Annotated in this window: 2 protein-coding genes; one reads left to right on the top strand and one right to left on the bottom strand. The window is 42.2% G+C overall.

The window, feature by feature from the left end:
- The first annotated feature begins 26 nt into the window (after positions 1–26).
- Positions 27–1085: a reverse transcriptase domain-containing protein gene (locus tag R7M72_RS24215; protein WP_318056359.1), complete on the top strand. Its 1059-nt coding sequence runs from the start codon at positions 27–29 to the stop codon at positions 1083–1085.
- A 658-nt stretch (positions 1086–1743) separates the two neighbouring features.
- Here the strand turns inward: R7M72_RS24215 and R7M72_RS24210 are convergent.
- Positions 1744–1973 (bottom strand): hypothetical protein (locus R7M72_RS24210; RefSeq protein ID WP_318056358.1); only part of this gene is annotated, 230 nt, incomplete at its 5' end.

The following is a 1973-nucleotide window of genomic DNA, read 5'->3' as shown; positions in this document are numbered from 1 at the left end:
GATAAAAGAACAGTGATAATCAGAGACTGGAACATTTAATTGGCCTAAAAGGTTCTGCACTAAGCGGGTTCAAATCTGATTTATCTGATCGTTTTCAGATCGTTCATGTTCATGATGAATCATCTCTACGTACTAAAGTTTGTTTTGGAGTTCCACAAGGTTCTGTGCTCGGACCAATCCTATTTACTCTATATATGCTTCCTTTAGGTAACATCATTAGAAATCACTCTATAAATTTCCATTGTTATGCGGATGATACACAGTTGTATTTATCGATGAAGCCAGAAGAACAACAATTAACTGAACTCCATAACTGCCTTAAAGTCAGAGAAACCTGGATGAGCACCAATTTCCTGATGTTAAATTCAGACAAAACTGAAGTTATTGTTCTTGGCCCCAAACAACTCAGAGACTCTTTATCTGATGACATAGTTTCTCTAGATGGCATTGCTCTGGCCTCTAGCACTACCGTAAGAAACCTCGGAGTAATATTTGATCAAGATTTGTCTTTTAATTCTCATTTAAAACAAACCTCACGGACTGCATTTTTTCATCTGCGTAATATTGTGAAAATTAGGCCTATCCTGACCCGAAAAGATGCAGAAAAATTGGTCCACGCTTTTGTTACCTCTAGGCTGGATTACTGTAACTCTCTATTATCAGGTAGCTCTAGTAAGTCCTTAAAAACTCTCCAGCTAATTCAGAATGCAGCAGCACGTGTACTAACAGGAACTAAGAAACGAGATCATATTTCTCCTGTTTTAGCTTCTCTGCACTGGCTCCCTGTAAAATCCAGAATTGAATTTAAAATCCTACTGTTAACTTATAAAGCTCTAAATGGTCAAGCTCCGTCATATCTTAGAGAGCTCATAGTGCCATATTATCCCACCAGAACACTGCGCTCTGAGAACGCAGGGTTACTCGTGGTCCCTAAAGTCTCCAAAAGTAGATCAGGAGCCAGAGCCTTCAGCTATCAGGCTCCTCTCCTGTGGAATCATCTTCCTGTTACGGTCCGGGAGGCAGACACCGTCTCCACATTTAAGACTAGACTTAAGACTTTCCTCTTTGATAAAGCTTATAGTTAGGGCTGGCTCAGGCTTGCCCTGTACCAGCCCCTAGTTAGGCTGACTTAGGCCTAGTCTGCCGGAGGACCCCCTATAATACACCGGGCACCTTCTCTCCGTTTCTGTCTCTCTCTCTCTCTCTCTTGTGTCCTATTACTGCATCTTGCTAACTCGGCCATTCTGGATGTCACTAACTCGGCTTCTTCTCCGGAGCCTTTGTGCTCCACTGTCTCTCAGATTAACTCATATCGCAGCGGTGCCTGGACAGCGTGACGTGTGTGGTTGTGCTGCTGCCGTGGTCCTGCCAGATGCCTCCTGCTGCTGCTGCTGCCATCATTAGTCATTAGTCATACTTCTACTGTTATTATACACATATGACTATTGTCACACATGTATACTGCCAGATATTAATACATACTTTCAACATATTGTACCACAGTAGCCAGAACTACAACTATAATATTATTACTTTCAATAATGTTGTTGTAAGCTACTGTCATTACCTGCATCTCTCTCTCTCTTTCTCTCTCTCTCTCTCTGTCTCATTGTGTCATACGGATTACTGTTAATTTATTATGCTGATCTGTTCTGTACGACATCTATTGCACGTCTGTCCGTCCTGGAAGAGGGATCCCTCCTCAGTTGCTCTTCCTGAGGTTTCTACCGTTTTTTTTCCCCGTTAAAGGGTTTTTTTGGAGTTTTTCCTTATCTGCTGCGAGGGTCCTAAGGACAGAGGGATGTCGTATGCTGTAAAGCCCTGTGAGGCAAATTGTGATTTGTGATATTGGGCTTTATAAATAAAATTGATTGATTGATTGATTGATTGATTGATTGATCCTCGCTGCTCAGCTTCTGCTCCTAAGTCTGCATATCTAAGCTTTTTGTGTGTGCGCTTGCGCGAGACCGTGA

It is taken from the genome of Vibrio sp. YT-18 (assembly GCF_033337345.1).
In the GTDB taxonomy this organism is placed as follows: Bacteria; Pseudomonadota; Gammaproteobacteria; order Enterobacterales; family Vibrionaceae; genus Vibrio; species Vibrio alginolyticus.
This window is presented reverse-complemented; position numbering and strand designations above follow the sequence as displayed.